The organism is Pseudomonas sp. PDM01, assembly GCF_014852325.1.
Taxonomy (GTDB): domain Bacteria; phylum Pseudomonadota; class Gammaproteobacteria; order Pseudomonadales; family Pseudomonadaceae; genus Aquipseudomonas; species Aquipseudomonas migulae.
Genome location: NZ_JACVBK010000006.1, coordinates 315,305 through 341,357 on the forward strand (window position 1 = coordinate 315,305; position 26,053 = coordinate 341,357).

The following is a 26,053-nucleotide window of genomic DNA, read 5'->3' on the forward strand; positions in this document are numbered from 1 at the left end:
GGCGATGGCGTCCTTTCGAACGCCACGGCCAATCAATGCAACCGCTTGCGGCACATCAACTGCGCCATTTTCGCGGTGTCCGGGCGTTCGACGATGCCTTTTTCCGTGACGATCGCGTCAATCAAATCTGCCGGGGTGACGTCGAACACCGGATTGAACGCATCGACATCCGCCCCGACCCGCTTGCCGCCAACTTCCAGCAACTCGCGCCCGTCTCGCTCTTCAATCGGAATGTCATCGCCGCTGGCCAGGTTCATGTCGATGGTCGAACTCGGCGCCACCACCATGAAACGCACGCCGTGGTGCATGGCGTTGACCGCCAGTTGATAAGTGCCGATCTTGTTGGCCACGTCGCCATTGGCCGTGATCCGGTCAGCACCGACGATGACCCAGGTGATGCCTTTGGTCTTCATGATGTGGGCCGCGGCGGAGTCGGCATTGAGGGTCACGGGGATACCCTCGTTGGCCAGCTCCCACGCCGTCAGTCGCGAACCTTGCAGCCATGGACGGGTTTCGTCGGCATAAACGCGCTCGACCATGCCTTCGATGAACGCCCCGCGAATGACGCCCAAAGCCGTACCAAAACCGCCAGTGGCCAGCGCGCCGGTATTGCAATGAGTCAGGATCGCCTGCGCATTGCCCTGGTGCTTGCGGATCAAGTCCACACCCAGTTGCGCCATGGTCAGATTGGCTTCGCGATCACTTTCATGAATGGCGATGGCTTCCGCCTCCAGCGCCGCGAGAGGGTCGGCATCGCCCTTGATACGATCAAGGCGGTCACGCATGCGACTCAGCGCCCAGAACAGGTTCACCGCCGTTGGACGGGAATCGGCCAGCAACGCGTAATCCTCTTCCCACGCGGCCTGCCAGTCACCGCCCTCGAGAATTCGGGCACGGGCCGAAAGCACCATGGCATAGGCGGCACTGATGCCAATCGCCGGCGCGCCGCGCACCACCATCGAACGAATCGCCTCGGCCACACCAGCCGCGCTGGTGTAGGCAACCCAGGTTTCCTCGAACGGCAAAATACGCTGATCCAGCAGGTACAGGGCGCCATCACGCCAATCGATGGCCTTCACCTTCTCCGCAGCCAACAGTCGATCGCGCATCCTTCACCCCGCACTCATGAACAAAAGCCGCCGATTATAGCGATCCCCCCGCGAAGACGCTCGGGTATACTTCGCCATCCTTTACAAAAGCACTGGAACCAACCCTCGATGCCGAACACTGCCGCTGCGCTCGACCTGTTATTGCTGCCGACCTGGCTGGTACCCGTCGAACCCGCTGGCGTTGTCCTCAAAGAGCATGGCCTGGGCATCCGCGACGGGCGCATCGTGTTTATCGGCCCGCGGCCCGCCGCGCTGAAGCTTAACGCAACCGAAGTCCGCGAACTGCCTGGCATGCTGCTCAGCCCCGGCCTGATCAATGCTCACGGGCACGCGGCGATGACACTGTTCCGTGGCCTGGCCGATGACCTGCCGCTGATGACCTGGCTGGAAAACCACATCTGGCCTGCCGAAGCCAAATGGGTCGATGAAGCTTTTGTACGCGATGGCACCGACATTGCCATCGCCGAACAGATAAAAGGTGGCATTACCTGCTTCTCTGACATGTATTTCTTCCCGAAGGTTGCCAGCGAACGAGTGCATAACAGCGGCATACGTGCGCAAATCGCGATTCCGATCCTCGATTTCCCGATCCCGGGGGCCGGCACGGCGGATGACGCCATTCGTCAGGGCGTCGAACTGTTCAACGATCTCAAGCACCACGAGCGCATCAAAGTCACCTTCGGCCCGCACGCGCCCTACACCTTGGGCGACGAAACCCTGGAGAAAATCCGGGTGATTGCCGAAGAACTGGACGCGTCGATTCACATGCACGTCCACGAAACTGCGTTCGAAGTACAGCAAGCCGTCGAGCAGCGTGGCGAGCGGCCATTGGCCCGACTGGCACGCCTGGGCCTGCTGGGGCCGCGCTTTCAGGCCGTTCACATGACGCAGATCAGCGATGAAGACCTGGTGATGCTGGTAGAAAGCAACACCAATGTGATTCATTGCCCGGAGTCGAACCTGAAGCTGGCCAGCGGTTTCTGCCCGGTAGAACGTTTGTGGCAGGCGGGCGTCAATGTCGCTGTCGGCACCGACGGCGCGGCCAGCAACAACGACCTCGACCTGCTCGGCGAAACCCGCACCGCCGCGTTGCTGGCCAAAGCCGTTGCCGGTTCGGCCACCGCGCTGGACGCTCATCGTGCGCTGCGCATGGCCACGCTGAACGGCGCACGCGCCATGGGCATCGAGGCCGACGTTGGCTCGCTGGAAGTCGGCAAAGCGGCGGACATCGTCGCGTTCGACCTCTCGGGCCTGGCGCAGCAACCGGTCTACGACCCGGTTTCGCAGCTTATATATGCCACCGGTCGCGACTGCGTGAAACACCTGTGGGTGGGCGGCAAGCAATTGCTCGACGACCGTCGCCTGACCCGCCTGGATGAAGAACAGCTGTGCGCCACCGCCAAGGCCTGGGGCCAGCGCATCAGCGGCCACACCGAATTGTAAGCACCCCGGACTCACCGCCGGGGCAACAGGATTTTTCAAGTTTTAGAGGATGAACCATGAGTAACGTCGACTACGCCGAAATCGCCAAATTCGAAGCCCTGGCCCATCGCTGGTGGGACCGCGAAAGCGAGTTCAAACCGCTGCACGACATCAACCCGCTGCGGGTCAACTGGATTGACGAACGGGTCAATCTGGCCGGCAAGAAAGTCCTCGACATCGGCTGCGGCGGCGGCATCCTCAGCGAAGCCATGGCGCAACGCGGTGCGACCGTGATGGGCATCGACATGGGCGAAGCGCCGCTGGCCGTCGCTCAACTGCACCAGCTTGAGTCGGGCGTGAACGTCGAATACCGGCAGATCACCGCCGAGGCCCTGGCTGAAGAAATGCCGGAACAGTTCGACGTGGTCACGTGCCTGGAAATGCTTGAGCACGTACCGGATCCGTCCTCGGTGATCCGCGCCTGCTTCAAAATGGTCAAGCCGGGTGGCCAGGTGTTCCTCTCCACGATCAACCGCAACCCGAAGGCGTACCTGTTCGCCATCGTCGGCGCCGAATACATCATGAAGCTATTGCCGCGCGGCACGCATGATTTCAAGAAATTCATCCGCCCTTCCGAGCTGGGTGCCTGGAGCCGCATGGCGGGTCTGACCGTCAAGGACATCATCGGCCTGACGTACAACCCGCTGACCAAGCACTACAAACTGGCGGCCGACGTGGACGTCAACTACATGATCCAGACCCTGCGCGAGGAATAAGTCGATGCGTATCAGAGCAGTCCTTTTTGACATGGACGGCACGCTGCTCGACACCGCGCCGGACTTCATTGCGATCTGTCAGGCAATGCGCGCCGACCGCGGCTTGCCGCCGATGAACGACAAGCACATCCGCGACGAGATCTCCGGCGGCGCCAAGGCGATGGTCGCGGTGACGTTCAGCATGGACCCGGAATCGCCAGGCTTTGAAGAGCTGCGCCTGGAGTTCCTGGAGCGTTACCTCGTGGGCTGCGCGGTGCACAGCAAGCTGTTCGACGGCATGGGCGAGTTGCTGGCCGACATCGAGAAAGCCAACCTGATCTGGGGCGTGGTCACCAACAAGCCTCTGCGGTTTGCCGAGCCGATCATGCAGCAGCTCGGGCTGGCCGAGCGTTCGGCGCTGCTGATTTGCCCGGATCACGTGAAGAACAGCAAACCGGACCCGGAGCCGTTGATCCTCGCGTGCAAGATGCTCGACCTCGATCCGGCCAGCGTGCTGTTTGTAGGTGATGACCTGCGCGATATCGAATCCGGTCGTGACGCCGGCACCAAGACCGCCGCCGTGACCTTTGGCTACATTCACCCGGACGATAACCCTCGGCATTGGGGTGCGGATGTGGTGGTCGATCATCCGCTGGATTTGCGCAAGGTACTTGATAGCGCTCTGTGTAGTTGTTAAGCCGCTTTTGCAGGAGCACGGCTTCCTACAGGTTTGTGCATTACTCATGTGGGAGCGAGCCTGCTCGCGATAGCGGCGGCTCAGTCGCCATCGATGTTGCCTGCGATACCGCCATCGCGAGCAGGCTCGCTCCCACAGGGATAGCGCTTGTCCGGAAAAAATTTTGTTGAGGTTTCTTTATGTTTGATTATTCCGCCCGCCCTGAATTGCTCAAGGACCGGGTCATCCTGGTCACCGGCGCTGGTCGTGGTATCGGCGCTGCCGCCGCGAAAACCTACGCCGCCCACGGCGCCACCGTGCTGTTGCTGGGCAAGACCGAAGCCAACCTGACTCAGGTCTACGACGAAATCGAGGCCGCCGGTCATCCACAACCGGCGGTGATCCCGTTCAACCTGGAAACCGCCCTGCCCCATCAATACGATGAGCTGGCGGCGATGATCGAGACCGAATTCGGCCACCTCGACGGCTTGCTGCACAACGCCTCGATCATTGGTCCGCGCACGCCGATCGAACAGCTCTCCGGCGAGAACTTCATGCGTGTCATGCAAGTCAACGTCAACGCAATGTTCATGCTCACCAGCACCCTGTTGCCGCTGCTCAAACTGTCGCAGGACGCTTCGGTGGTGTTCACTTCCAGCAGCGTCGGCCGCAAGGGTCGTGCGTATTGGGGCGCTTATGGCGTCTCCAAGTTCGCCACCGAAGGCCTGATGCAAACCCTGGCCGACGAAGTCGACACCGTCGCACCGGTGCGCTCCAACAGCATCAACCCCGGCGCCACCCGCACCAGCATGCGCGCCCAGGCTTATCCCGGTGAAAATCCGCTGAACAACCCGACACCTGAGGAGATCATGCCGGTCTACCTCTACCTGATGGGCCCGGACAGCACCGGCATCAACGGCCAGGCATTCAACGCGCAGTAACACCGTGCGTCGCTTTTGTGCCGTGGCGAATTACCGTCACGGCACTTAAGAAGCCTCGCAACCGCACCTGTTTTTAGTCAAATAAATGTCATGAAACGGGCCAGACAAAGCCAAAAATACTTTCAAGGCATTGATTTTGAACAGCTTTTATTCAAATGAACCGAATGGCATGACTTTCGCTCTATATCTGCTCAGACACGCCGAGTGAGTGAAAGCAGTCGGGCAGGCCTTCGAGTCGATAGGTTACTAATCTTCAGCAAAGCAGATTAGACTTGCGCCAAATGTCCTACGGGACTGATGGACCAGTATGACGCGCAGCCCAAAGCCGCTCTCACCCAGCCTGTAAGACAGCCTTACTGCTTAGGGGCGCACGCCATATGAAATCACCTTCCCAGACCAACGCAATTGACTTCGATAGCGCCAAATTGCAACGCCTGGGCTTTGGTCAGCAGCCCCCTCTTCTGGAGAGGCCGGTCAGCCTTGCGCAATTGCGCCAGCAACTGAGTTTGCAGCTGCAAACCAGCCTTGAGCCGCAACGCATTCTTGGGCTCTTCTACCGTGAAATTCAGCGTCTCGTACCGCTCGACGCCTTGAGCTACCAGCACAAGGCCAGCGACTTGCGCCTGGAATACGGCCAGCGCGGCCACCACTCGATCAGTTACACCCTCAGCCACGAAGGCGAGCAGCTGGGTGAACTGGTGTTCCGTCGCAATCAGCGTTTCAGTGAGCAGGAACTGGGCAACCTTGAGTCGCTGCTGTCCGCATTGCTGTACCCGATGCGCAACGCCCTGCTCTACCGCGCCGCCACTCAAAGCGCCTTGCGCGACCCTCTCACGGACACCGGCAACCGCATTGCCATGGACCAGACGCTGCAACGGGAAATCGACATGTCGCGTCGGCATCTGCAGCCCTTGTCGCTGTTGATGCTGGACATCGACCATTTCAAACAAATCAACGACACCCATGGCCACAGCGCTGGCGATGACGTGCTCAAGGGGGTCGCCGCCTCGATCAAAAGCCAGCTGCGCAACGTGGACATGGTGTTCCGCTTTGGTGGCGAGGAGTTTTTGATTCTGCTGTCCAACACCGGCCGGGAAGCCGCCGCCATGGTCGGCGAGCGCCTGCGACTCGCGGCGCAAGCCAAGGATTTTTCGGCCGATGGCAACCTGATCGAGCTGACCGTCAGCCTCGGCTGTTCGACCCTGTTGCCCGGCGAATCGGCCGAGAGCCTGCTGCGTCGGGCCGACAGCGCGCTTTATGTGGCCAAGCGCGAAGGACGCAACCGCTTGGCGATGGCGGGCTGACTCCCGCCAGCACGGGCTCGCGAAAGTAGCGGCCCGCATCGACAGGAATCAGCGGACAGCGCCGCGCAACTCTCCGACCATCCCTTGCAGCTTCGCCGGCTCCGCCGCTTCTACCGCCACCGCCGGCCCCGCCACCAGAGTCACCCGCGACCACAACCGACGGAACAGCCCCTTGTCGGGATCGCGACTGAAGAAACTCCCCCACAACCCCTGCAATGCCAGCGGAATCACTGGCACCGGCGTCTCTTCGAGAATCCGCGTCAACCCGCCCTTGAACTCGTTGATCTCGCCATCGGCGGTCAATTTTCCTTCAGGGAAGATGCACACCAGCTCACCGTCCTTCAGATATTGAGCGATGCGTGTGAAGGCCTTTTCGTAAATCTGAATGTCTTCCTGACGTCCTGCGATTGGAATTGTCCCGGCCGTGCGGAAGATAAAGTTCAGCACCGGCAGGTTGTAGATCTTGTAATACATCACAAAGCGAATCGGCCGACGTACCGCGCCGCCGATCAGCAGCGCATCGACAAAAGACACGTGGTTGCACACCAGCAACGCCGCGCCTTCATCCGGAATCAGCTCCAGATTGCGATGCTCCACGCGGTACATGGAATGGCTGAGCAGCCAGATCATGAAACGCATGCTGAACTCGGGGACGATCTTGAAGATGTAGGCGTTGACGCCGATGTTCAGCAGCGATACCACCAGGAACAGGTGCGGGATCGACAGCTTGGCCAGGCTCAGCAGCACGATCGAGACAATCGCCGAGACCACCATGAACAGCGCGTTGAGAATATTGTTGGCGGCAATCACCCGCGCCCGCTCGTTCTCCGGGGTGCGCGACTGAATCAGCGCGTACAGCGGCACGATGTAGAAACCACCGAAAACCCCGAGACCGAGAATGTCGATCAATACCAGCCAGGTGTGGCCAAAGCCAAGGATTTCGATCCAGCCATGGCCGTCGACACTCTCGGGAATTCCGCCGGAATGCCACCACAGCAGCAATCCGAATACCGTCAGGCCAAACGAGCCGAACGGCACCAGACCGATCTCGACTTTGCGTCCGGACAGTCTTTCGCAGAGCAGCGAGCCGAGTGCGATACCCACCGAGAACACGGTGAGAATCAGCGTCACCACGGTTTCGTCGCCGTGCATCCATTCCTTGGCGTACGCCGGGATTTGCGTCAGGTAAATCGCCCCGACAAACCAGAACCACGAGTTGCCGACAATCGAGCGCGACACCGCCGGCGTTTGTCCCAGGCCCAGTTTCAAGGTGGCCCAGGATTGACTGAAGATGTTCCAGTTCAGACGCATTTCCGGCGACGAGGCCGCCGCCCGCGGAATGCTGCGACTGGCCAGGTAACCGAGCACGGCAATGCCGATGATCGCCGTGGACACGATGGGCGCGTAATGCGCGGAGGACATCATGATCCCGGCGCCGATGGTCCCGGCGAGGATGGCCAGGAAGGTGCCCATTTCCACCAGACCGTTGCCGCCCACCAGCTCTTCTTCGTGCAGGGCCTGGGGCAGGATCGAGTATTTCACCGGCCCGAACAGCGCCGAGTGCGTGCCCATGGCGAACAGCGCCAGCAGCATCAGCGACAGGTGATCGAAAACAAACCCCACCGCGCCCACCGCCATGATGGCGATTTCCCCGAGCTTGATCAGACGGATCAGCGCGTCCTTGGCGAACTTTTCGCCAAACTGCCCGGCCAACGCCGAAAACAGAAAGAACGGCAGGATGAACAACAGCGCACACAAATTGACCCAGATCGAGCGATCACCCTCGATCGTCAACTTGTACAGAATGGCGAGGATCAACGATTGCTTGAAGACGTTGTCGTTGAACGCCCCGAGGGACTGGGTCACGAAAAACGGCAGGAAGCGCCGGGTGCGAAGCAAGGTGAACTGTGAGGGGTGACTCATCTTCCGTGTGCCCTGATGTTGTTAGAGAGTGGCGTGGATACTGTGATTGGAATGCCGCACGCCGATCCAGGCCACACATTACCCGGTTATTTGTTTAAACCTGCAATGCACGGCGAGACAAACAACTCACCCCGCCACGCGCCTTGTACCGTGCGTTTGGCAACGATCAGCCACATCACCGCCAACAACGCCACCAGCACACAGCCAAAGGTATTGAAAAACGCCAGGTTCAACGTGCTTCCCAGTTTCAACGTTGCCAGAGAATAGACGCCCAGCGGAAAGGTGAAACCCCACCAGCCAAGGTTGAACGGGATCCCGGCGCGCAGGTAACGCACGGTGATCAGCAGCGCAATCAGCATCCACCACAAACCGAAGCCCCACAGCGTGATCCCCGCCACCAGCCCCAGCCCCGCCGCGATTTCACCCAGACCGGCAAGCCCGTTGGCGGCGAAGATGGCCGGCGCGTCGGCGCCCAGCAGCAACATGCCCAGCGCCCCGGTGCCGATCGGGCCGAGCGCCAGCCAGCTCGACGCTGCCATGTTTTCGTGAGGCAGTTTGTGCAGCGCCATGCGCAGCATGAGAATGGTCAGAATGCTGAACGCCACCGGCAGGGAAAATGCCCAGAGCACGTAGCTGGTCACCAACACCACCAGTTGCCCATGAGCCTCGGCCAAATGCGGCGCCAGCAACCCGCCACTGGCGGCCGCCACTTCCGCCGCCACCACTGGCAACAGCCAAACGGCGGTCATCTGATCGATGCTGTGTTCCTGGCGGGTGAACATCATGTAGGGAATCAGCACACCGCAGGCCAGCGACATCGCCACGTCCAGCCACCACAGCAGCGCAGCCACATGGACGACACCCTCGCCCCAGCGCGGCAGGCCAAACAGCAGGAAGCCATTGATGATGGTCGCCAACCCCATGGGAATCGTGCCGAAAAACATCGAGACCGTGGAGTGCCCGAAAATCCGCCGGGCCTCATCGAAGAACAGCACCCAGCGCGCCGCGTACAGCGCCGTGAACAAGATGAACAGACCGATATTGAACAGCCAAAGGGCTTCGGCGATCGCGTGCAGACCTGGGGTCGCGCCAGGCAACTGGGCCAGGGCCAGCGCTAGAACGCCCGTGCCCATGGTCGCGGCGAACCAGTTAGGCGTGAACTGGCGGATGACCTCGCGCGGGTGCTGCAAGTGACTGAAAGGTTTGAAAACGGGGGTGGCGTTGGGGCATGTCATAGCGAACTCCTGTCCTCTGTTGAGGTGGAGTTCAGGGTAGGTCCAAATCGAATATCTATATAACGGGTAATATCTCTAACTGTTATCTGTTTTGTAGATATAGCATCAAACGCTGCCTTCCGATTCGATCACCAATATCCTCGCCACCCCCTGCGGATGCGCCACATGCTCGGTGCCCACCGAAGCGTAAAAGATATCGCCGACAGCCAACATCACCGCTTTCTCCAGGCCTGCTTCGCGATAGCGCATTTGCACCTGGCCATCGAGCACAACGAACACTTCCTCGCCATCATTCACATGCCACTTGTATGGCTGATCGGTCCAGTGCAGACGCGTGGTGATGCCGTTCATGTTGGCGATGTCCAGCGCTCCCCAGGCACGGTCAGCGGTGAAGGAATGGCTGCGAATGATCTTCATGGGCGGTCCGTCGAAAGAAATGGCGTGCCAAGGCTAACCCAAACCGGCGAACAGCTGCGCCAGCCAATCGATAAATACCCGAACCCGGTTACTCAGGTGCCGGTTCGGCGGATACAGCACGTGAAACGGATACCGGGGCGGGCGCCAGTCCTGAAGAATCGGCACCAGCTCGCCACGCTCGATGTGCGGTTGCACGGTGTAAGTGAACGTGTGGATCACCCCAAGTCCCGCCAGCCCCGCGGCCAGATGAGCGTTGCTCTCGTTGACACTGAATGCTCCCTGCCCCCGAATCTCGAACTTTTCACCGTTGCGCTCGAATCGCGCCGGCATTACCCGCCCGGTACGCGCCGAGTGATAACTGACGATGCGATGATTTTTCTCAAGGTCTCGCGGGTCCGTCGGGGTGCCAAAACGTTCGAGATAGCCTGGGGTGGCGCAGGTGGTCCATGACGACAGGCCCAAGGGCCGCGCAGCCATGGAGAGTTCGGTCAATGGCCCGCCGCGAATCACGCAATCGACGTTTTCGCTGATCAGGTCCACGGGCCGATCGCTGACACCCAACTCGACCTGGATGTCCGGGTATCGGGCATAGAAATCCGGCAATGCGGGAATGATCAGGATCGTCGCCACCGAGCCGCCGACATCGACGCGAATCCTGCCGCGCGGGTGGCCCTGGGCACTGGCGAAACTGTTGTCCAGATCGTCCAGCTCCACCATCAATTGCAAGGCGCGCTCGTAGTAAGCCATGCCATCCGCCGTCACCGTCAGCCGGCGCGTGGTGCGCTGTAACAGCCGCGCACCGAGGTGTTCTTCAAGCTCGGCCACCAGTTTGCTGACCGAGGTTTTTGGCATGTTCAGCGAGTCGGCGGCCCTGGTAAACGAACCGGCCTGCACGACGCGGGAGAAAACACGCATGGCCAACAGTTGATTCATGACAGACATCTCAAGGGACGAGCCTTGAGTATTGTCCACAACCATGTACAAACAAACCCGATTCAGGCGATTTTTCCGATGAATCTTCCGGCATAGAGTTTGTTCAACGGCGCACGACAGTGCCAGGAACTTCCTTAACGACTCAGCGGAGATTCACCTCATGAGCAACACACTCACAGGCAAGGTTGCACTGATCACTGGCGGCACCACCGGCATCGGCCTGGCATCGGCTCAAGCGTTCGTCGACCAAGGCGCCACGGTGTTCATCACCGGCCGCCGCCAGGCCGAACTGGATGCCGCGGTCAGCAGCATCGGTCACAACGTCACCGGGATTCAGGGCGACGTCGCGAACCTTGCCGACCTGGACCGCATCTTCGACGTGATCAGGACCAAGGCCGGTACTCTGGACATCGTCTTTGCCAATGCGGGCGGTGGCGACATGTTGCCCCTCGGCGCGATTACCGAGGAACACTTCGACCGGATTTTCGGCGTCAACGTCAAAGGCTTGCTGTTCACCGTGCAGAAATCATTGCCGCTGCTCAAGGACGGCGGTTCGGTGATTCTCACCGCGTCCACGACCGCCACCAAAGGTACGGAAAACTTCAGCGTCTACAGCGCCAGCAAAGCGGCGGTGCGCAACTTTGCCCGCTCCTGGTTGCTGGATTTGAAAGCCCGCAGGATTCGCGTCAATGTCATCAGCCCCGGCCCGATTCACACGCCCGGCCTGACCGAACTTGCGCCAGCAGACCAGCAGCAGGGGTTGCTGGATTACCTCGCCAGCCAAGTGCCGATTGGCCGTCTTGGAACGCCATCGGAAGTGGGCAAAGCCGCGGTGTTCCTCGCCTCGGATGACAGCAGCTTCATCAATGGGATCGAGTTGTTCGTCGATGGCGGATTTGCACAGATTTGATCGCTGCACACAAAAACGCGGCGCCTTGAACGGCGCCGCGTTTTTTTATGGATGACCGGTCGCGCTGCACACTTCGGCAGGTCGCGGCCGCATCAACGCCAGCAACGCACCGACCGACAGGACAATCAGCACGGCACCATAACCATCGGTGGTCGCCACCAGGCCAAACGTGCGCGTCAGATTCCCCGCCAGCAACGACGGCAAGCAGAACGCCAGGTAACTGAGCACGTAATACGCCGACATCAACCCGGCCCGCTCATGGGGCTGCGCCAGCGGAACCAGACTGCGCACCGCGCCGAGGAAACCGGCGCCGAATCCGCAACCGGCCACCAGCGTGCCGAGGAAAAACAATGCCAGGCTGGCGCTGTGCACGCCCAGCAACAGCAACACGAGGCCGATGGGCAGTAACGTGCCGCCCAGCAATAGCCCTTTGGCAGCAGGCCGGTTGCGCAGGGTAAAGATCATCAGCGCGCCGGTCAGCGTCAATGCGGCGACTGCCGCTCCCCCCATCAGGTTCGAGGTGGAACCGGTGGCCGTGCGCAGCAACGAAGGGCCGAGCGAGGCATAAAAACCGCCGAGTGCCCAGGTCGCGATATTCAGCGGCAACACTCGCCACAAGGTCGAGCGAGCCTGGGTCGGCACATGCAGGGTCGGACGCAACGAGGCCCATGCCCCCGGTTGCGAACTGACGCTTTCCGGCAAGCGCCAGACATACAGCGCCTGCATCACAAACAGCGCGAACAACACCCAATAAGTGAGCTGCAGCGGCAGCGGTGCAAACTCGGCCAGCAAGCCGCACCCCACGGCGCCAACCGCCATGCCGAGCAGCGGCGCGACACTGTTGATCAGCGGACCCTGCCGGCGATCGGTGTCCAGCAGCGCGGCGCTCAATACGGCGGTGGCCATCCCGGTCGCGAACCCCTGAAGCACCCGCGCGCCGATCAACCACGCCACGCTGTCGGCATTGATAAACAGCAGCATCGCCAACAGGTTCAGCAGGACGGCGCTGAAAATGACCGGCTTGCGTCCCAGATAGTCCGAGAGCGAACCGACCGTCAGCAGCGCCACCAACAGACTGATGGCGTAGATGCCGAAAATCACGGTCAAGGTTGCTGCCGAGAAATGCAGCTGCTCCTGATACAAGTGATACAACGGCGTCGGCGCCGTGGAAGCGGCGAGAAAACTCAGTAAAGTGATCGCCAGAAACCACAGGGTTGAACGGTTGGAAACAGAACTCGACATGCGCACACTCCGCAAAAGCTAACTTTTTGCTTTTGTGGAGTGTGCTACTCGTCTGCGCTTAAAGCAAATTCTTTGTGTTAAGGTCCGTTCCATGGCTATTAAAGAAGGTTTACGCCCCGGCGGCCGCAGTGCCCGGGTGCAAGAGTCGATTCATTCGGCAGTCCGTGCGCTCCTCGAAGAACAGGACCGTTCCACCGTGACCGTCCCGCAAATCGCGGCTCGCGCGGGGGTTACGCCGTCGACCATCTATCGGCGTTGGGGCGATCTGTCGGCGCTGCTGGCGGATGTCGCCCTGGCGCGCATGCAACCCGACAGCGAGCCTGCCAACACCGGCAGCCTGCGCGGTGATGTGCAGGCCTGGGCCGAGCAGTATCTGGACGAGATGAGCTCCGAACCTGGCCGCAACATGCTGCGCGATGTGCAATCGAGCCCGACGCCGGGTCTGTGTGTGACGATCATTGGCGGGCAGTTGCAGATGATTCTGGATCGTTATCCGGATCAGCCGAAACCGGGTGTTGATCGGCTGATCAATCTGATGGCGGCGCCTACGGTGTTTCGCATTCTGTTTTCGCCGGCGCCTTTGGAGGTTGAGGAGTTGCATCGGTTGATCGAGATTGCGTTCAGCCAGTGATGACGCCTTCGCGGGCAAGCCTCGCTCCTACAAGAGCAACCCTGCGACACCCCGCCACTCCACGACCTTGGTCGACACTGACTAACGCGGACGGTCGTGCGAGACTGTCTGTCCGGGCTGTCGTCCCGTGTGTCTTTTGTCTGGAGTTTCCATGTCGCTGTCCAGCGGGCTGATCGCCGCCGTCGCCCTGGCCTATATGGCCATCATGTTCGCCATCGCCTTCTACGGTGACCGTCGCAGCGCGCCGCTGCCGCCGCGAGTGCGCGCCTGGGTGTACAGCCTGTCGCTGGCGGTCTATTGCACCAGTTGGACGTTCTTCGGCGCCGTCGGCCAGGCCGCCGAACAACTCTGGTCGTTCCTGCCGATCTACCTTGGGCCTATCCTGCTGCTGGTCTGCGCGCCGTGGGTCCTGCAAAAAATGGTGATGATCAGCAAGCAGGAGAACATCACCTCCATTGCCGACTTCATCGCCGCCCGATACGGCAAATCCCAGTCACTGGCGATTGTCGTGGCGCTGATCTGCCTGGTCGGCGTACTGCCCTACATTGCGCTGCAACTCAAAGGCATCGTGCTCGGGGTGAACCTGTTGATCGGTGCCGGTGCCGACGCCATGGGCACCCGCGCCCAGGACACGGCGCTGATTGTGTCGCTGGTGCTGGCGTTGTTTACCATCGTCTTTGGTACGCGCAACCTCGACGCCACCGAACACCACCGCGGCATGGTGCTGGCGATTGCGTTCGAGTCCCTGGTCAAGCTGTTCGCGTTTCTCGCGGTGGGTGCGTTCGTGACCTACGGCCTGTACGACGGTTTCGACGACCTGTTTGACCAGGCCATGCTCGCGCCGCGCCTCGAAGCCTACTGGAAGGAAACCATCAACTGGCCATCGATGGTGGTGCAGACCGGCGTGGCGATGATGGCGATCATCTGCCTGCCCCGGCAGTTCCACGTGACCGTGGTGGAAAACATCGACCCTCAGGATCTGCGCCTGGCCAAGTGGGTGTTTCCGGCGTATCTGGCGCTGGCGGCATTGTTTGTCGTGCCGATCGCACTGGCCGGCCAGATGCTGCTGCCAAGTTCAGTGTTGCCGGATTCCTTTGTCATCAGCCTGCCTCTGGCCCAGGCTCATCCCGCACTGGCGATGCTGGCCTTTATCGGCGGTGCTTCGGCGGCGACCGGCATGGTGATTGTTGCCAGCGTGGCGCTGTCGACCATGGTCTCCAATGACATGCTGTTGCCGTGGCTGCTACGTCGCAACAACGCCGAGCGGCCGTTCGAAGTGTTCCGCCAGTGGATGCTCTCGGTGCGCCGCGTCAGCATCGTGGTGATTTTGCTGCTGGCGTACGTCAGCTATCGACTGCTGGGCTCGACCGCGAGCCTGGCGACCATCGGCCAGATCGCCTTTGCCGCCGTGACCCAACTGGCCCCGGCCATGCTTGGCGCGCTGTACTGGAAACAGGCCAACCGCCGTGGCGTGTTCGCCGGCCTCGCCGCCGGTACGTTCCTGTGGTTTTACACGCTGATTCTGCCGATTGCCGCGCACAGCCTCGGCGTGTCGTTGAGCACGTTCCCCGGGCTGGCGTGGTTGCACAGCAATCCGCTGAACCTACCGCTCACCCCGCTGACCCAAGGCGTGGTGTTGTCGCTGGCGGCCAACTTCACGCTGTTTGCCTGGGTGTCGGTGCTGTCACGTACAAGGGTTTCGGAGCACTGGCAGGCCGGGCGTTTCATCGGCCAGGAAATCAGTGCCCGCCCCAGCGCGCGTTCAATGCTGGCGGTGCAAATCGAAGATCTGCTGCAACTCGCGGCACGGTTTGTCGGTGAAGAACGCGCCCGTCAGAGTTTTATCCGTTTCGCCTACCGCCAGGGCAAAGGCTTCAACCCGAACCAGAACGCCGACAGCGAGTGGATCGCCCATACCGAACGTTTGCTGGCCGGTGTACTGGGTGCTTCTTCGACGCGGGCGGTGGTAAAAGCCGCCATCGAAGGGCGGGAAATGCAACTTGAGGACGTCGTGCGCATCGCCGACGAAGCCTCGGAAGTGCTGCAATTCAACCGCGCCTTGTTGCAAGGCGCGATCGAGAACATTACCCAGGGCATCAGCGTGGTCGACCAGTCGCTGCGGCTGGTGGCATGGAACCGGCGTTATCTGGAACTGTTCAATTACCCGGATGGCTTGATCAGCGTCGGTCGGCCGATTGCCGACATCATTCGCTACAACGCCGAGCGTGGTCTGTGCGGGCCGGGTGAAGCTGAAGTGCACGTCGCACGCCGATTGCACTGGATGCGTCAGGGCCGTGCCCACACGTCTGAAAGACTTTTCCCCAATGGCCGTGTGATCGAGCTGATCGGCAACCCGATGCCGGGCGGCGGTTTCGTCATGAGCTTCACCGACATCACCGCGTTCCGCGAGGCCGAGCAGGCGCTGACCGAAGCCAACGAAGGCCTGGAGCGACGGGTCACCGAGCGCACCCACGAGCTGTCGCAACTCAACGTGGCCCTGACCGAAGCCAAGGGCACCGCCGAGTCGGCCAACCAGTCGAAGACCCGCTTTCTCGCAGCGGTCAGCCACGACCTGATGCAACCGCTGAACGCCGCCCGACTGTTTTCTGCAGCCCTGTCCCATCAGGACGATGGCTTGTCCAGCGAAGCGCAGAAACTGGTTCATCACCTGGATTCATCACTGCGCTCGGCCGAAGACCTGATCAGCGATTTGCTGGACATTTCCCGCCTGGAAAACGGCAAGATCAACCCGGAGCCGAAACCGTTCGTGCTCAATGAGCTGTTCGATATTCTTGGCGCGGAATTCAAGGCGCTGGCCCGGGACCAGGGGCTCAAATTCCGCGTTCGCGGCAGTACGCTGCGGGTCGACAGTGACATCAAACTGTTGCGGCGGATCTTGCAGAACTTCCTGACCAACGCCTTTCGCTACGCCAAGGGGCCAGTGCTTTTAGGGGTTCGCCGGCACAAGGGTGAACTGTGCCTGGAGGTCTGGGACCGTGGTCCGGGGATCCCGGAAGACAAACTGAAAGTGATTTTCGAGGAGTTCAAACGCCTCGACAGCCACCAGACCCGTGCCGAGAAAGGCCTGGGCTTGGGCCTGGCGATTGCTGACGGGCTGTGTCGCGTTCTGGGCCACACCTTGCAAGTGCGTTCCTGGCCGGGGCGCGGCAGCGTGTTCAGCGTCAGCGTGCCGTTGGCTCAGGCGCAAATCGCGGCGCCGGCCAACGTCACCGAACTTAACGGCAAACTCCTGAGCGGTGCGCAGGTGCTGTGCATCGACAACGAGGACAGCATCCTTATAGGCATGAACAGTTTGCTGACCCGCTGGGGTTGTCAGGTCTGGACAGCGCGCAATCGTGACGAATGCGCGGCGTTGCTCAGCGATGGCGTACGTCCGCAATTGGCGCTGGTGGATTATCACCTGGACGATGGCGAGACCGGGACCGAGTTGATGGCGTGGCTGCGCACCCGTTTGGGCGAGCCGGTGCCAGGCGTGGTGATCAGCGCTGATGGGCACCCCGAGACAGTGGCGCAGGTGCATGCAGCGGGGTTGGATTACCTGGCCAAACCGGTGAAACCGGCGGCGTTGCGGGCGTTGTTGAGTCGGCATTTGCCGTTGTAGATCGGCAGGTTTTTAGTGATGTGGTGTTTTGACGGACGCCATCGCCGGCAAGCCGGCTCCTACAGTCTAGAACTCGGTCGAATGTAGGAGCTGGCTTGCCGGCGATGCTTTTGAGGTTACTCGGGCAACTCGACCAGGCCATCGACATCCGTCATCGCCCGCTCCAACAGGTCCGCCGGCAGACTCTTGCTGGCCCGCGCGCCGAGCAACTTGAGCTGTTCGCTGCGGCTGACCAGGTTGCCACGGCCTTCCGTCAGCTTGTTGCGCGCTGAGCTGTAGGCCTTGTCCAGTTGCTGCAAGCGATTGCCTACTTCATCCAGGTCCTGAATGAACAACACGAACTTGTCGTACAGCCACCCTGCCCGCTCGGCGATTTCCCGGGCGTTCTGACTCTGCCGTTCCTGCTTCCACAGGCTGTCGATGACACGCAGGGTGGCCAGTAACGTGGTCGGGCTGACGATCACGATGTTGCGGTCGAACGCTTCCTGAAACAGTGTTGGCTCCGCCTGCAACGCCGCGGAAAACGCCGCTTCGATGGGCACGAACAGCAAGACGAAATCCAGGCTGTGCAAGCCGTCGAGCCGTTTGTAATCCTTGCCGGCCAGACCTTTGACGTGGTTGCGCAGCGACAGCACGTGCTGCTTGATGGCGATCTGGCCGATGGCATCGTCTTCGGCCGCCACGTATTGCTGATAGGCCGTCAGGCTGACCTTGGAGTCGACCACCACCTGCTTGTCGCCAGGCAGATAAATGATCACGTCCGGCTGAAACCGCTCGCCATCCGGGCCCTTGAGATTGACCTGGGTCTGATACTCGCGGCCCTTCTCCAAGCCTGCGTGCTCAAGCACCCGCTCGAGAATCAGCTCACCCCAGTTACCCTGGGTCTTCTGCCCTTTCAAGGCGCGGGTCAGGTTGGTCGCTTCGTCACTCAGGCGCAGGTTCAGCTGTTGCAGACGCTCCAGCTCCTTGGCCAGCGAAAAGCGTTCGCGCGCTTCGGCCTGATAGCTTTCCTCGACGCGTTTTTCAAACGACTGGATGCGCTCTTTCAACGGATCGAGCAACTGCCCCAAACGCTGCTGACTGGTTTCGGCGAAGCGTTGCTCGCGCTCGTCGAAGATCTTGCCGGCCAGCTCGGCGAACTGGGCACGCAGCTCGTCCCGCGAGCCTTGCAGGTCACTGAGGCGCTGCTGATGGCTTTCCTGTTGCTCACGCAGCTCGGCATTCAGCGAGGCGGCTTGAGCGTCCAGGCGACGCAACTCAACGTCTTTGCCGGCGCGCTCGATGTTCCAGGCATGAGCGGCGTCGCGGGCGTCATCACGTTCGATCTGCAGCAGTTCGACTTCACGGCGCAAGGCGGCAAGGTCTGCCTGCTTGGCGGCGTTGGCCTGCCCCAGGTCAGCGATTTCGTCGCGAGCGGCTTCGAGCTGGGCATTCAACCCATCCTGTGCCAGGTTGGCCATGGCCAGACGCTCTTCCAGCAGTGCAACCTCTGACTGCGTGGTGCTCGCACGGCGCTGAAGTTGCCAGGCCAATACCAGCAACGGCAGTGCAGCACCTGCCAGACCGAGCAATATGCTGGTCAAGTCCATCGCCATAGCCAATCCTGCCCGTTCGATAAAGCTTGAAGGTTAACCAAGGTGTCAGGTCTTGGACAGCTCAGTCTTCGATCAGACCGAGTTCCTGTTGAGCGCGCCGATCCCCGGCGCGCGCGGCCTGACGCAAGAGGTCCTGGCCGATACGGCGGTCCCGGGCATTCCCGCATTCGCGGCACATCAACTGACCGAGACGGCTCTGCGCGGCCACCACGCCTTCACGCGCCGGCTGCTTGAGCAAACGCCCGGCGAAATGTTTGACGTTGTGGTTTTCGCCCAGACGCGGGCTGTCCAGCAGCCATTCGGCCACACGCATCGAAAAGCGCTTGGGTGGGGTGACGCTGGTAGGTGTCGAGGTTGCGGGAGCTGGTACTGAGCGAAACTTCATAAAGCACTGTGGGGCAGATCGGAAGGCGCGCCACTCTACTCTTTTTTTCTTACAGGTAAAGCCTAAAAAAACCCGGCACGCCCGTCCTAGAGCAAGCGCTCGGGACAATCCACAGAAGCTGTGGATAACTCAGTGGACAACCGCCCTTGAACTCTCGCAAAGCCCTGTGGAATGGGGCTCGCAGTCAAACTGACGATTTTTTCACCAGTAAAAAAAACCGATGTTTTTCATTGACTTAAATTTTGGTTACAGGCACCCACTACGTTTGAAGGGCAGATGACAGTGGGGTGACAGTCCGCGCAACTTATGTGCACAAGTACCTTCGAGGCAGTTATATCCATGCGCTTTTTCGGCGCATTTTCTCACCTGACTTGGGGATAAACCCTGGCGAACCCATGATCCAGACCGGTTTCGAACCGACGAACGTCGACGACCGATGGTCGGAATCTGTGCCATTACGGGGCGAAACCGGCGCTATCTGGCTGTGGGTAAGCGCCAGTCCGCACACGAATGGCGGCATCCGGGAGATGTTTTTGACTAACACACTTCCTTTCTGCAATTCAATCCGTTAGTATCCGCGGCGTTAGTACCAAGCTGAAAGTCAATTCTGGTCGAACAAATCCTCCCGGTCAGCCTTCCCAAAGGAAGCCTCAACCGAACAAGCGGGATCGACCACCTCGATGGTTTCCAGGTAAAACTTGCGCCAACACAGCCTTTGAATCGAAAACAAAGGGTGTTGCGAAGCTCACTTACTCTGACCGAACCAGCCTGCAAATTGATCAGGATCTTCACCCCGGGCCCAGAACCTTTGCCCTTGATGTGTTGCCTGCCCTCCTAAGTACCTACCTGCCAGCCCAAGCGCGCCAACTTAATCAGCGCTTCAAACTGGCTGCTTTGTTCCAGTCGGGTTCTTCGTTCGACCAATGGTGGTCGTCGTCACTGGAACGTTTTAATTTTGCACGGTTCTTATCCGTGTCGCTTGTAGGAACACCCATTAATGACTACTCAAATCCACACCCAGGATGCCATTCGCACCCTAACCAACGCTTTTGCACCAATGAACTGCCTGATCATGGCCGCTCGCAAAGGCTGCTTCAGTTTCACTCTGGTCAACGAACACGGCATCGCTCGTCACAGCGAACGCCTGTACCCCGATCAATACTCCAGCGCCGAGCCGCTGCAGGCCGTGATCGAGCGTACCCGTCAGGCACTGGTTGCCTGAGACGCCAGAAACGCTGAAAACCTCAAAAGCCTCGCCTTGAAAAGCGGGGCTTTTTATTGCCTGTTGTTTCGTGTGCGGCCGTTTCTGGGCGTTTGGGACCGGACTAGGTGTACATATCCGGTTCTTCGGTAACGGCGGCTATTGGTTTCGCTCTTACAGCGAGTCACTTGGAAAAGCCCCAAGTAACCAAGGGCTCTTGCCCCTTTCGTTCGGTGCCTCGCCTAGGCTCGGCATACCCTCGCTCCGGTCCTGCTCCGTGGGCCCGCCGCCATCGGCCATCCCTGGCCGGGGGCGGCTAACCCGGCATCCATGCCGGGTTGCCCACTGCGCAGAACCTCCACTCGGCCTCTCGAGGGGGCGCTTAGATCAAAAGCGGAAGGCGAGCTAACGCTCGGCCTGATGAGTGGTGGAAATCAAAAGCGTACGCGATTCCCTGTAGGAGCCGGCTTGCCGGCGAAAAGCGTCTGGGCAACGCGTTCATTCAGACAGCCCGCGTTATCGTTGGCGTCCATCGCCAGCAAGCTGGCTCCTACAAGGGAAATGCAGATGTGTTTGGATAAATACGATCAACTGTAGGGGCCGGCTTGCTGGCGATAGCGGTGGGTCAGCGACACATGCATCGCCTGAAAGGACGCCATCGCCAGCAAGCCGGCTCCTACAGGGGAGCGGTGTACATATCCGGAATGAGTGAACGCAGCAGTGAAGGAGAACGCGTGCACCAAAGAGCCAGGTCGGCTTTCAGGCCGCCTCGGCGGCTGTGGCGGTAGTCGCCCCCTCGAGAGGCTGAGCGCAGGTTCTGCGCAGTGGGCAACCCGGCATGGATGCCGGGTTAGCCGCGCACGGCCAGGGATGGCCGATCGCGGCGGGCCCACGGAGCAGGACCGGAGCGAGGGCATGGCGAGCATTAGCGAGCCACCGAACGAAAGGGGCAAGAGCGCTTTGGTTACTTTCGCGCTTTTCGAAAGTGACTCGCTGTAAAAGCGAAACCAATAGCAGCCGTTACCCCAAGAATGGATATGCACCCAAACAAAAGCACACCAGCCCCCCTAAAAAACGAATCTTTTTATTGCCCGATATTTCCCTTTTCGCAGTCCCCGCGTAAGCACTAACCGATATAACGGTTATAACTGTCTGCCGGAAATATTTTAAAAACAGACCTTTACAGCGCGAATATGACACTACACTTCAACTCAAGCGGCTTGAACCGCTTACGGCGAGCCTGAGTCGATCCACCCGCTGCCAACGCTAAGTTCAGGACTCGCCGACCACTTCTTGTTCGAGGGTTTTATGGGTATCGCTGCCAGCGAACTGTGCCGTTATGTGATCCGTCCGACACTGATCTACCTGGGACGCCATAGCGCGACCGCCGAATCCCTGCTGCTGGGCATCGCCGCCAGTCAGTCAGCCCTTGGTTCCGCCCTGCATGACCGCCGTGGACACGGCTTGTACCGAATCGCCGAACCCCGCCACCAGGCACTCTGGGACCATTACCTGGCACTTGATCCGGAACGCGCGAGCCTGGTGCGCGGACTGGCCAGCCAGCATGCGTTCCTCAGCGGCCCACACCTCGAATTGACCGTAAACCTGCGTTACGCCACAGCCATCGCCTGGCTGCTGGTCGAAGAACAGAACACCCCCCTCCCCGAAGCAGACGACTTGCTGGGAATGGCCCGAATCTGGCGCCAGACCTTCCAGCCCCAAGGACGCCTGAGAGATTTCACCTACGCCTGGCAAACCTGTGTATCACCGTTGAATCAAGTCGCCTGCTGAACCCCTCGCTTAACAAGATCGCCCAACAGGTCGCGATTTTGGTCGGATTGTCCTACAAAACCGCTCTAAATCAAGCCATACAGCCTATAGCGCTGGGACGAAAATGTTGGTAATTTTCGCCCCGGTGATCACCAGGAGTTCTAATAATGAAAAAAGTAATGCTCAAAACCACCCTTAGCCTTGCCGTTGCCTTGGCATCCACCCAAATCTTCGCAAGTGGTTTTGCCCTCAACGAACAAAGCATCAGTGGGATGGGCACTGGTTTTGCCGGGCGATCTTCTGCTGCCGACGACGCATCCACCGTTTTTGGCAACCCTGCCGGTATGTCTCGCCTCAAGCGCGAACAAGTGACCGGTGGTGTTGCATTTATCGACGCGCACGCTGACATCAGCGATGCAAGCTCCCGCCCGAATAGTGGTACCAACAAAGGTGACATGGTCCCTTTCATGGGCGTACCCATGGGCTACTACGTAAAGCCAATCGATGACCAGTGGGCTGTCGGTTTCGGCGTCTACGCACCATTCGGCCTGGTGACCGACTACGAGAACGGCTTCGCCGGCAAATACTTCGGCAGCAAGAGCGAAGTCACGATCGTCACCCTGCAGCCAACTGTCAGCTACGCCTTCAACGACAAGGTGTCCATCGGTTTCGGTCCGACCATCAACCGCATCGACGGCAAGCTGGAATCGAACCTGTCGCTGAACCCGCAGGCAGCGGACGGTACCGTCAAGATCAAGGGTGACGACACCGCTATCGGCTACAACATCGGCATCATGGTTCAAGCCCTCGAAAGCACTCGCCTCGGCCTGACCTATCACTCGAAAGTGAAGTACAAGCTGGACGGTGACACCAAGGTCAACTACGGCGTACTCGCGGCGCTGGGCCAGAACCCGAACCAGAAGTTCGACGCTTCGCTGGACATCACCACGCCTGAGTCCGTGGACTTCTCGGTCACTCATCAGCTGGACGACAAGTGGACCCTCTACGCAGGCAGCACCTGGACTCGCTGGAGCCGCCTGAAAGAAATCACCGTCGAGAACGAAGGCGTTCCTGCCGCTCTGGCAGCGCGCGGCCTTCGCACGATCACTGAAGAGCAGAACTGGCACGACACCTGGGCTCACGCCATCGGTGCTTCCTATCAGCTGAACAAGCAATGGGTGCTGCGTACCGGTCTGTCCGTCGACCAGGCGCCGACCAACAACGAAAACCGTTCCCCGCGCATTCCGACTGGCGATCGCAAGATCTTCAGCCTGGGCGCTGGCTGGAGCCCGACCGACGACCTGACCATCGACGTAGCGTATTCGTACCTGCGCGAAGAGTCGGTCAAGGTCAACAACAGCAACGGTGCTCCTCGCAACCAGACCTACAACGCCAAGTATGAAAACTGGGCGAACGGTTTCGGCATTGGTGCGACCTACCGCTTCTGATGTGATTCACGGCGAGCCTGAACCCCTCGCCGCCTGAATCAAAAAAGCCCCGCGCTCTTTACAGAGGCGGGGCTTTTTAGTGGATGTCGATCAGGGTTGTGAAGCCAGGGCTTTTTCCACGGCGGCGATGAATTCTGGATCGTCAGGCGTGGTGAGGCTGGAGAAGTTGGCGATCACCTTGCCTTTGCGATCGACCACATACTTGTAGAAATTCCACTTCGGCGCATCGCTTTGGGCGGCAAGCACCTGGAACAGATGAATCGCATCATCACCGCGAACCTTCTGCGTCTCGGTCATAGTGAAGGTCACGCCGTAATTCACGTAGCAAACCTTGGCGGTTTCCGCACCATCCTTGGATTCCTGCTTGAAGTCATTGGAAGGCACACCGATCACCTCCAGCCCCTGCCCCTTGTAACGCTGATTCAGCGCCTCCAGGCTTTTGAACTGAGGGGCGAAACCGCAAAAGCTCGCGGTGTTGACCACCACCAGCGGTTTGCCGGCGAAGCGCTGGCACAGGTCGATCGTTTCCTTGGCCCGCAGCTTGGGCAACGAGCCTTGCAAAAGCTCAGGGCACTCGTCGGCCGCTTGAGCCAATCCGGTAAACGCCATGAGTAACGCGGGAACGGCAAACCAGCGCATCAGCATGTCCATGCATCCTTGAAAAGTCGTCTGCATTGAACTTACTCGCCCTCACATCGTGCTAGCAAGCGCCCATGCCCAATTGCATCAACGCCAGCCCGCCCTGATGCCAGCCCCACCACGCCAGGGCCAGCAGCAACAGGCCGCCCGCTGCCACGGCGATTCGTGGCCAGAGGCTGTTCATGTCGCGCTCATCCGGGTTTGCAGGCGCGCCACCGGCCGCTCACGCACAGGCCAATTCAAGGCAGCCGCCAACAGGCTCAAAAGAATCGCTACTTGCCAGATCAAGTCATAACTCCCGGTTCGGTCATACACCACCCCGCCCAACCAACCACCCAGGAACGATCCGAGTTGGTGGAACAGGAAAACGATCCCACCGAGCATGGACAGATTTCTTACACCGAACAAGGTCGCCACAGTGCCGTTGGTCAACGGCACCGTCGACAGCCACAGGAAGCCCATGGCCATGCCAAACAGATACGCCGTGGTTGTCGTCACCGGCGCCCACAGAAACAGGACAATCACCACAGCCCGCAGCACATACAGACCGGTGAGCAAACGCGGCTTGGACATCCGCCCGCCGAGCCAGCCCGCTGTGTAAGTACCGAAGATGTTGAACAACCCGATCAGCGCCAGCACCGTCGTACCGACCGTGGCGGGCAAATGCTGATCCACCAGATACGCCGGCAAGTGCACACCGATGAACACCACCTGGAAACCGCAGACAAAAAAGCCGAAAGACAGCAGCCAGAATCCCGAATGGGAACAGGCTTCGCGCAAGGCTTCGGAGAGGGTCTGCTCGTGACCGAGAACCGGTAATGGCTTGTCCTTGAGCATGCTCACCAGCGGCACGATCAGCGCCACCAGCAGGCCCAGCGCCAGCAATGCCGCCGACCAGCCGAGCCAACCGATCAAACCCAGCGTGCCCGGTACCATCGCGAACTGGCCAAAAGAGCCGGCAGCGCTGGCGATGCCCATGCCCATGCTACGTTTCTCCGGGGGTACCACGCGGCCAACCACGCCCAGAATCACCGAAAATGAGGTGCCCGACAGCCCGATACCGATCAATAGTCCCGCGCTCAGCGACAGGGTTACTGCCGAATCGGACAAGCCCATGAACAGCAGGCCCATCGCGTAGAGCACGCCGCCGATCAGCACCACTTTCGCCGCGCCGAAGCGGTCGGCCAACGCGCCGGTAAAGGGCTGCGCCAGGCCCCAGATCAGGTTCTGCAAGGCGATGGCAAAGGCAAACGTCTCACGCCCCCAACCGAACTCGGCACTCATCGGCGCCAGAAACAGCCCGAAGCCGTGTCGCACGCCCAGAGACAACGCAAGGATCAGCGCACTCCCCACTAAAACCCAACCGCAAGTACGCCACATCGATGTCATTCTTATTCTCCGGTAGCGGGTATATACCCGCTTAAGATCGGAAAAACCGGCGTCAGGCCAGTTCGTCCAGCAGCTTCAGCAAAATTTCGCGTTTTTCGGCGCCCAGACGATCAACCAGTCGCTGCTGCGCCGCCTCCCAGGCCGGCAAGGCCGCTTTCAGGCGTTCAGCGCCGGCCTCGGTCAACCTGACGATGCGATTACGCATGTCTTCGCCCTCGACCAGCATGACCAGGCCGTCGCCTTCCAATACCCGCAGGTTGCGCCCGAGGGTGCTGCGGTCCAGGCCCATGGCTTCCGCCAGGGTGGAAATACTCGGTTCATTCAGACGCTGCAGATTGCACAGCAAAGAATACTGGGCAACGTTGATTCCGAAGCCGTCGAGAGCGCCGTCGTAGTGCCTGCTGACGCCACGGGCGGCGCGACGCAGGTTGATGCATAAACATTGAGAGTCGAGCATGGTGCGTGTATATACCCGCGGTTGAATGAATGCAAATTTTTGATACAAA

General features: G+C 60.1%; 23 protein-coding genes. 11 read left to right on the forward strand and 12 right to left on the reverse strand.

Annotated elements, in window-relative coordinates:
- Positions 1-32 precede the first annotated feature (32 nt).
- On the reverse strand, positions 33-1,109 hold the full coding sequence (mtnA, locus tag IB246_RS17415; protein WP_192230093.1) for an S-methyl-5-thioribose-1-phosphate isomerase: 1,077 nt from the start codon (positions 1,107-1,109) through the stop codon (positions 33-35).
- Positions 1,110-1,217: 108 nt separating this feature from the next.
- On the opposite strand from mtnA, the gene IB246_RS17420 reads away from it, so the two are divergent.
- The 5 genes from IB246_RS17420 to IB246_RS17440 all read left to right on the forward strand — a co-directional run bounded on the left by IB246_RS17420 (position 1,218) and on the right by IB246_RS17440 (position 6,207).
- Positions 1,218-2,552 carry a TRZ/ATZ family hydrolase gene (locus IB246_RS17420; RefSeq protein WP_008042108.1) on the forward strand — a complete coding sequence of 445 codons (1,335 nt, stop codon included), beginning with the start codon at positions 1,218-1,220 and terminating at the stop codon, positions 2,550-2,552.
- Between the two features lie 56 nt (positions 2,553-2,608).
- A complete protein-coding gene (ubiG, locus tag IB246_RS17425; protein WP_008031806.1) occupies positions 2,609-3,307 on the forward strand; it encodes a bifunctional 2-polyprenyl-6-hydroxyphenol methylase/3-demethylubiquinol 3-O-methyltransferase UbiG in 699 nt (232 codons plus the stop codon).
- A gap of 4 nt (positions 3,308-3,311) precedes the next feature.
- Complete coding sequence (gene mupP, locus IB246_RS17430) at positions 3,312-3,983, forward strand: N-acetylmuramic acid 6-phosphate phosphatase MupP (RefSeq protein ID WP_008042107.1); 672 nt, start codon at positions 3,312-3,314, stop codon at positions 3,981-3,983.
- 179 nt (positions 3,984-4,162) lie between these two features.
- Positions 4,163-4,903 carry a YciK family oxidoreductase gene (locus IB246_RS17435; protein WP_008031809.1) on the forward strand — a complete coding sequence of 247 codons (741 nt, stop codon included), beginning with the start codon at positions 4,163-4,165 and terminating at the stop codon, positions 4,901-4,903.
- 377 nt (positions 4,904-5,280) lie between these two features.
- Positions 5,281-6,207 carry a GGDEF domain-containing protein gene (locus IB246_RS17440; RefSeq protein ID WP_008031811.1) on the forward strand — a complete coding sequence of 309 codons (927 nt, stop codon included), beginning with the start codon at positions 5,281-5,283 and terminating at the stop codon, positions 6,205-6,207.
- A 48-nt stretch (positions 6,208-6,255) separates the two neighbouring features.
- Here the strand turns inward: IB246_RS17440 and IB246_RS17445 are convergent, their stop codons facing one another.
- The 4 genes from IB246_RS17445 to IB246_RS17460 form a co-directional block, all read right to left on the reverse strand.
- Positions 6,256-8,130 (reverse strand): MFS transporter, encoded by a 1,875-nt coding sequence (locus tag IB246_RS17445; protein ID WP_008042106.1) that lies wholly within the window; start codon positions 8,128-8,130, stop codon positions 6,256-6,258.
- A gap of 86 nt (positions 8,131-8,216) precedes the next feature.
- Positions 8,217-9,365 carry a TDT family transporter gene (locus tag IB246_RS17450; protein WP_192230095.1) on the reverse strand — a complete coding sequence of 383 codons (1,149 nt, stop codon included), beginning with the start codon at positions 9,363-9,365 and terminating at the stop codon, positions 8,217-8,219.
- Positions 9,366-9,470: 105 nt separating this feature from the next.
- Positions 9,471-9,782 carry a hypothetical protein gene (locus IB246_RS17455; RefSeq protein ID WP_008043711.1) on the reverse strand — a complete coding sequence of 104 codons (312 nt, stop codon included), beginning with the start codon at positions 9,780-9,782 and terminating at the stop codon, positions 9,471-9,473.
- A gap of 33 nt (positions 9,783-9,815) precedes the next feature.
- Positions 9,816-10,715 (reverse strand): LysR family transcriptional regulator, encoded by a 900-nt coding sequence (locus IB246_RS17460; RefSeq protein ID WP_008043713.1) that lies wholly within the window; start codon positions 10,713-10,715, stop codon positions 9,816-9,818.
- Between the two features lie 160 nt (positions 10,716-10,875).
- Here IB246_RS17460 and IB246_RS17465 point away from each other — a divergent pair, with 160 nt between their 5' ends.
- On the forward strand, positions 10,876-11,625 hold the full coding sequence (locus tag IB246_RS17465; protein ID WP_008043718.1) for an SDR family NAD(P)-dependent oxidoreductase: 750 nt from the start codon (positions 10,876-10,878) through the stop codon (positions 11,623-11,625).
- 45 nt (positions 11,626-11,670) lie between these two features.
- Here IB246_RS17465 and IB246_RS17470 read toward each other — a convergent pair whose 3' ends face one another.
- The gene (locus IB246_RS17470; protein ID WP_008043719.1) at positions 11,671-12,867 is read right to left on the reverse strand and encodes an MFS transporter; all 1,197 of its coding nucleotides are present in this window, start codon (positions 12,865-12,867) and stop codon (positions 11,671-11,673) included.
- 91 nt (positions 12,868-12,958) lie between these two features.
- Here IB246_RS17470 and IB246_RS17475 point away from each other — a divergent pair, with 91 nt between their 5' ends.
- Together IB246_RS17475 and IB246_RS17480 are read left to right on the forward strand one after the other, a co-directional pair.
- Complete coding sequence (locus tag IB246_RS17475) at positions 12,959-13,498, forward strand: TetR/AcrR family transcriptional regulator (RefSeq protein WP_008031824.1); 540 nt, start codon at positions 12,959-12,961, stop codon at positions 13,496-13,498.
- A gap of 151 nt (positions 13,499-13,649) precedes the next feature.
- Positions 13,650-17,120, forward strand: coding sequence for a hybrid sensor histidine kinase/response regulator (locus tag IB246_RS17480; protein WP_008031826.1), 3,471 nt, complete (start codon positions 13,650-13,652; stop codon positions 17,118-17,120).
- Positions 17,121-17,236: 116 nt separating this feature from the next.
- Here the strand turns inward: IB246_RS17480 and rmuC are convergent, their stop codons facing one another.
- On the reverse strand, positions 17,237-18,601 hold the full coding sequence (gene rmuC, locus IB246_RS17485; protein ID WP_177318191.1) for a DNA recombination protein RmuC: 1,365 nt from the start codon (positions 18,599-18,601) through the stop codon (positions 17,237-17,239).
- Between the two features lie 175 nt (positions 18,602-18,776).
- Entirely contained in the window at positions 18,777-19,100 is a 324-nt protein-coding gene (locus tag IB246_RS17490) for a sel1 repeat family protein (protein ID WP_032832831.1), read from the reverse strand.
- Positions 19,101-20,097: 997 nt separating this feature from the next.
- Here IB246_RS17490 and IB246_RS17495 point away from each other — a divergent pair.
- The 3 genes from IB246_RS17495 to IB246_RS17505 all read left to right on the forward strand — a co-directional run bounded on the left by IB246_RS17495 (position 20,098) and on the right by IB246_RS17505 (position 23,519).
- Positions 20,098-20,322: a hypothetical protein gene (locus IB246_RS17495; RefSeq protein ID WP_008031832.1), complete on the forward strand. Its 225-nt coding sequence runs from the start codon at positions 20,098-20,100 to the stop codon at positions 20,320-20,322.
- A gap of 1,287 nt (positions 20,323-21,609) precedes the next feature.
- On the forward strand, positions 21,610-22,092 hold the full coding sequence (locus tag IB246_RS17500; protein WP_008033583.1) for a hypothetical protein: 483 nt from the start codon (positions 21,610-21,612) through the stop codon (positions 22,090-22,092).
- A 146-nt stretch (positions 22,093-22,238) separates the two neighbouring features.
- Entirely contained in the window at positions 22,239-23,519 is a 1,281-nt protein-coding gene (locus IB246_RS17505; protein ID WP_008039174.1) for an OmpP1/FadL family transporter, read from the forward strand.
- Between the two features lie 90 nt (positions 23,520-23,609).
- On the opposite strand, the gene IB246_RS17510 is transcribed toward IB246_RS17505, so the two are convergent.
- The 4 genes from IB246_RS17510 to IB246_RS17520 all read right to left on the reverse strand — a co-directional run bounded on the left by IB246_RS17510 (position 23,610) and on the right by IB246_RS17520 (position 26,004).
- Complete coding sequence (locus IB246_RS17510) at positions 23,610-24,158, reverse strand: glutathione peroxidase (protein ID WP_404943247.1); 549 nt, start codon at positions 24,156-24,158, stop codon at positions 23,610-23,612.
- Positions 24,159-24,219: 61 nt separating this feature from the next.
- The gene (locus tag IB246_RS28855; protein ID WP_008033574.1) at positions 24,220-24,342 is read right to left on the reverse strand and encodes a hypothetical protein; all 123 of its coding nucleotides are present in this window, start codon (positions 24,340-24,342) and stop codon (positions 24,220-24,222) included.
- Positions 24,339-25,547 (reverse strand): MFS transporter, encoded by a 1,209-nt coding sequence (locus IB246_RS17515; RefSeq protein ID WP_008033572.1) that lies wholly within the window; start codon positions 25,545-25,547, stop codon positions 24,339-24,341. Before IB246_RS17515 ends, IB246_RS28855 begins: the two co-directional genes overlap by 4 nt.
- A gap of 52 nt (positions 25,548-25,599) precedes the next feature.
- Positions 25,600-26,004, reverse strand: coding sequence for a MarR family winged helix-turn-helix transcriptional regulator (locus IB246_RS17520; RefSeq protein ID WP_008033571.1), 405 nt, complete (start codon positions 26,002-26,004; stop codon positions 25,600-25,602).
- Positions 26,005-26,053: the final 49 nt, after the last annotated feature.